Annotated in this window: 1 protein-coding gene, 1 tRNA gene, 2 rRNA genes and 2 pseudogenes (1 of these 6 running past the window's edge); 5 read left to right on the forward strand and 1 reads right to left on the reverse strand. The window is 55.2% G+C overall.

What is annotated here, in order from left to right:
* From G6N80_RS06305 to G6N80_RS06320, 4 genes and pseudogenes are all read left to right on the forward strand, one after another.
* Positions 1 to 1587, forward strand: a 23S ribosomal RNA gene (locus G6N80_RS06305); it begins 1217 nt to the left of the window's first position.
* Positions 1588 to 1840: 253 nt separating this feature from the next.
* Positions 1841 to 1955, forward strand: a 5S ribosomal RNA gene (rrf, locus tag G6N80_RS06310).
* A gap of 262 nt (positions 1956 to 2217) precedes the next feature.
* A tRNA-Met gene (locus G6N80_RS06315) sits at positions 2218 to 2294 on the forward strand.
* Positions 2295 to 2664: 370 nt separating this feature from the next.
* A pseudogene (locus G6N80_RS06320) lies at positions 2665 to 2922 on the forward strand (transposase); the annotation flags it as partial.
* Positions 2923 to 3179: 257 nt separating this feature from the next.
* Here the strand turns inward: G6N80_RS06320 and G6N80_RS06325 are convergent.
* Positions 3180 to 4223 (reverse strand): IS110 family RNA-guided transposase, encoded by a 1044-nt coding sequence (locus tag G6N80_RS06325; RefSeq protein WP_210300926.1) that lies wholly within the window; start codon positions 4221 to 4223, stop codon positions 3180 to 3182.
* 66 nt (positions 4224 to 4289) lie between these two features.
* Here G6N80_RS06325 and G6N80_RS06330 point away from each other — a divergent pair.
* Positions 4290 to 5131 (forward strand): annotated as a pseudogene (locus G6N80_RS06330) (IS3 family transposase); the annotation flags it as partial.
* Between the last annotated feature and the right edge of the window lie 83 nt (positions 5132 to 5214).

Consider the following 5214-nt stretch of genomic DNA (forward strand, 5'->3'; position numbering starts at 1 on the left):
TAAGATGTGTGGTAGCGGAGCGTTCCGTAAGCCAGTGAAGGAGGACCCGTGAGGGCCTCTGGAGGTATCGGAAGTGCGAATGTTGACATGAGTAACGATAAAGGGGGTGAGAGACCCCCTCGCCGAAAGACCAAGGGTTCCTGCTTAAAGTTAATCTGAGCAGGGTTAGCCGGCCCCTAAGACGAGGCGGACACGCGTAGTCGATGGGAACCACGTTAATATTCGTGGGCCTGGTGGTAGTGACGGATTGCGTAACTTGTTCATTCTTATTGGATTGGATGGGCAGGGAAGCGGTTCCAGGAAATAGCTCCATCATTATAGACCGTACCCGAAACCGACACAGGTGGTCAGGTAGAGTATACCAAGGCGCTTGAGAGAACTATGTTGAAGGAACTCGGCAAATTGCACGCGTAACTTCGGAAGAAGCGTGACCCCATTATACGCAAGTGTATTGGGGTGGCACAGACCAGGGGGTAGCGACTGTTTATCAAAAACACAGGGCTCTGCGAAGTCGATAAGACGACGTATAGGGTCTGACGCCTGCCCGGTGCTGGAAGGTTAAGAGGAGAGGTGCAAGCTTTGAATCGAAGCCCCAGTAAACGGCGGCCGTAACTATAACGGTCCTAAGGTAGCGAAATTCCTTGTCGGGTAAGTTCCGACCTGCACGAATGGCGTAACGACTTCCCCGCTGTCTCCAACATAGACTCAGTGAAATTGAATTCCCCGTGAAGATGCGGGGTTCCTGCGGTCAGACGGAAAGACCCCGTGCACCTTTACTATAGCTTTACACTGGCATTCGTGTCGGCATGTGTAGGATAGGTGGTAGGCTTTGAAGCGGGGACGCCAGTTCTCGTGGAGCCATCCTTGAAATACCACCCTTATCGTCATGGATGTCTAACCGCGGTCCGTTATCCGGATCCGGGACAGTGTATGGTGGGTAGTTTGACTGGGGCGGTCGCCTCCGAAAGAGTAACGGAGGCGCGCGATGGTGGGCTCAGACCGGTCGGAAATCGGTCGTCGAGTGCAATGGCATAAGCCCGCCTGACTGCGAGACTGACAAGTCGAGCAGAGACGAAAGTCGGTCATAGTGATCCGGTGGTCCCGCGTGGAAGGGCCATCGCTCAACGGATAAAAGGTACGCCGGGGATAACAGGCTGATGACCCCCAAGAGTCCATATCGACGGGGTTGTTTGGCACCTCGATGTCGGCTCATCGCATCCTGGGGCTGGAGCAGGTCCCAAGGGTTTGGCTGTTCGCCAATTAAAGCGGTACGTGAGCTGGGTTCAGAACGTCGTGAGACAGTTCGGTCCCTATCTGCCGTGGGTGTAGGAATATTGACAGGATCTGTCCCTAGTACGAGAGGACCGGGATGGACATATCTCTGGTGGACCTGTTGTCGTGCCAACGGCATAGCAGGGTAGCTATATATGGAAGGGATAACCGCTGAAGGCATCTAAGCGGGAAACCCACCTGAAAACGAGTATTCCCTATCAGGGCCGTGGAAGACGACCACGTTGATAGGAGGCGTGTGGACGTGCGGTAACGCATGAAGCTTAGCCTTACTAATAGCCCGATTGGCTTGATCGTTCTCATTGAAAATGCTCATCCGTGCTGCCCTGCAGCACAGATGATGCCATCTGTTTTGTCCTCACGCTGTCGCAAGCAAAGCTTGCTGCGGCTTAAGGACGGCGCGCCAAACGATTGGCGACGGCCGCTGGCCTGTAGGGGTGGCACACTCAAACAGGTCAAAGACAAAAAGAGACAAAACAAATAACGTGTTCAAATCAAAAACGAAGGCTCATACCTTCACCAGCTTCTCAATCACATTGCCCTTAGCCGACCTGGTGGTTATGGCGGGGCGGCCGCACCCGTTCCCATTCCGAACACGGCCGTGAAACGCCCCAGCGCCAATGGTACTTCGTCTTAAGACGCGGGAGAGTAGGTCGCTGCCAGGTCTGCTAAAGGCAATCAAAATCTTCTCAACACAAACTTCGGCCCAAGCCGACAGACAAGGGCCGCTGACAACGCGGCCTTTTTGCTGCAAAATAATCTAGAAGCGTCATACCAAAAATGCGACGCACAGGCCAAGAGCAGCCCTGTCCACCAAAGGACACCAAAAGTGGCCAAAGGCAGGACAAAACAATAAACAACCGGGCATGCGCCACGGACACAGAAACAACATAGTCTGGCAAATAACCAGACAATGCTCAAACATAACGCGGGGTGGAGCAGCCCGGTAGCTCGTCAGGCTCATAACCTGAAGGCCGCAGGTTCAAATCCTGCCCCCGCAACCAACAATCCCTGTGATACCAGAGAGCCCCCATTGTGGGGCTTTTTGCGTTTCCAAACCAACGCTACACAAAGACGATCCCAAACACCCGCATCAACACGGGGATCGCAAAACTGAGCAGTCCGCATGGATGCGTTCGACATACTGTCCGTCAGTCGTGAGAACGACATCTCGAGGCAATCGACGTCGGCCCAAGGGGCGCACGAAACGCCACAAAACCCCATACGACACGATAAGGGCTCCGTTTGCTCGCTCTTGCAAAAGTTGAAAACTCCCATCTGACAGCGCGGCTGCTGCTCTGATCCCCAAAAACTGGACCGTTCATAATTGGAGTTTTCCGCTGTAATTTCCCGGCTGGGAAAAGGAGCGGAAGCATGAAGGCATCGAAGTTCTCGGACGCCCAGAAGGCGTTCATTTTGAAGCAGGGCGACGACGGCGTGCCGGTGGCAGAGATTTGCCGGAAGGCGGGGATCAGCCAGGCGACCTATTTCAATTGGCGCAAGAAGTATGGGGGTCTGCTGCCCGATGAGATGCGCCGATTGAAGGCTCTGGAAGATGAGAACTCCAGGCTCAAGAAGATCGTTGCCGATCTGACGCTGGACCGCGAGATGCTGCAGGACGTGATCCGCCGAAATGTATGGTCCGCCCTGTCATTGCAAGGATCTTTAGCTGCTGACGAATGCAGTTTGCGTAAATGTATCCGGCCTCTCGCGAGTGGACTGCGGTTGCAGTCAGGCCCTGATGAGATCCGCACATCCTGTTTCCAAATAGCTTCTTCGGGCACGAAGCCCTCTTTCAGCCAGGACTTACAGAATGCCGATCAACTGTCTCGTCATCACCTTCGAACCTCGCAATCTGTCTGGCCTTCAGGAGCCAGAATGGCGATGGGCTATGCAGCTGGCTGGCGCATGTAAGTGGCGCCGGGCTTCGTGAGTATCACCCAAACGATACGCGCCAGCTTAGCAGCCAAAGCCACGGTCACCTTGTTCACGTGCATTCTGAGTCGCAATTCATCGATCCAATGGCCAAGCCGATCCTTGTCTCGGTTGAGGTGCATCAAACAGGAGCGGGCACCATGGATGAGCAATCGTCGAATATAATTGTTGCCCCGCTTGCTGATGCCGAGGAGCGTTTGCTTTCCGCCGGTCGAGTACTGACGAGGGACCAGGCCTAACCAGGCTGCAACGTCTCGCGCCTTGGCAAACCGTGAGGGATTGCCGACGGCTGACAGAATAGCTGTAGCTCCAAGTGGGCCGATGCCTGGAATTGTCATGAGGCGCCTCGCGCGCTCGTCGCTGTCTGCAATCTTCTCAATGTCGTCCGATACTTGCCGGATACGTGCCTCCAGCCTGCGGAGATCGTCATGTAGATCGCGAAGAACAGAACGGGCCATTGGCGTCAGATCATTGTCCAGATCTTCAATAACTCGGCAAATATCGAGTTTGAATACGCCAGCCCCTTGTCGCATCGCGACACCATGCTCAAGGCAGTAGGCACGCATCTGACAGATGAGGTTTGTCCGGGCTGACACCAACCGACTCCGAACGCGGTGCATCATCTGCAAATCAACTTGGTCCGGCTGTTTAATACCCACAAACCGCATTGTCGGCCTCGTTGCTGCTTCGGCGATAGCTGCGGCATCAATGGTGTCGTTCTTGTTCGACTTCACATAAGGCTTCACAAACTGCGCGGGAATAATCCGGACTTCGTGTCCCATTGTCTGCAGCTTGCGCGCCAGCCACTGAGACCCGGGACAGGCTTCCATTCCCACGAGCGTACGCGCCGCACGCTCGAAGAATTGCAGCAATGTCTCTCGTCGGAACTTAACTCGCTGAACAATCGCACCTGAACCATCCAGGCCGACGACGTGGAACACGTTCTTCCCAATATCTACTCCAAAAACAGTGCAGTCACGCGGTTGATTGCGATCCATCACTGAGGCCCTCCTTTTTGCCTGCTTCCATTATGCTCTCGGGAGACAGGGCGGACCATCCCATTAGCTCTGAGGCCTGTCCGGAAGCGCAAGCTGATCGACGGGATGCTGGTGGACTGGGCATATCGATTCGACGGGCCTGCAAGGTCCTGAAGTTCGATACATCGACCTACCACTACAAATCCCGCCGCACCGGACAGGCCCCACTCGAACGACGCATCAAGGAGATTTGCGAGACACGTGTGCGGTATGGCTACCGCCGCGTCCATGTGCATTTGCGCCGCGACGGCTGGAAGATCAATATGAAGAAGACACGCAGAATTTACAGCGAGTTAGGGCTTCAGCTGCGCAACAAGCATCCCAAGCGGCGTGTGAAGGCAAAGCTCCGAGATGATCGTCAGGAAGCTGTCGGGCCGAACGATGTCTGGGCGATGGACTTCGTTCATGACCAGCTCGCAACCGGCAAGAAGCTGCGTATCCTGACCGTGGTCGACACGCACTCGCGCTACTGCCCGGCCGCCGACGCTCGCTTCACCTATCGCGGCGAGGATGTCGTCCAGACCCTCGAAGGCATCTGCCGAAAGACCGGCTATCCGAAGACGATCAGGGTGGATAATGGCAGCGAGTTCATCTCCCGTGATCTTGACCTCTGGGCCTATGCCAACAACGTCACCCTGGACTTCTCACGCCCGGGCAAACCGACTGATAACGGCTTCATCGAGGCCTTCAACAGCAAGCTGCGATCGGAATGCCTGAATGCTCATTGGTTCCTGACCCTTGCAGATTCCCGCGAAAAGTTGGAGACTTGGCGTCGATATTACAACGAGGAACGTCCTCACTCGGCGATCGGTTATAACGTCCCGATCGCACTGCATAATCCCGGTGGCGCTACCAGCCAGCCATCGTGATCAGAGCCGGAAACTCTAATTCCCGGCGGTCCAAGGTTTGGTCCCAGAGCAGAAAACCCAAGACTCTCCCAAAAAATGGAGGG

It is taken from the genome of Rhizobium rhizoryzae (assembly GCF_011046895.1).
Lineage (GTDB): Bacteria > Pseudomonadota > Alphaproteobacteria > Rhizobiales > Rhizobiaceae > Neorhizobium > Neorhizobium rhizoryzae.

Coding starts and splice junctions, on each gene's coding strand:
- G6N80_RS06325 (WP_210300926.1), bottom strand. CDS start 4,223: ATGGATCGCAATCAACCGCGTGACTGCACTGTTTTTGGAGTAGATATT.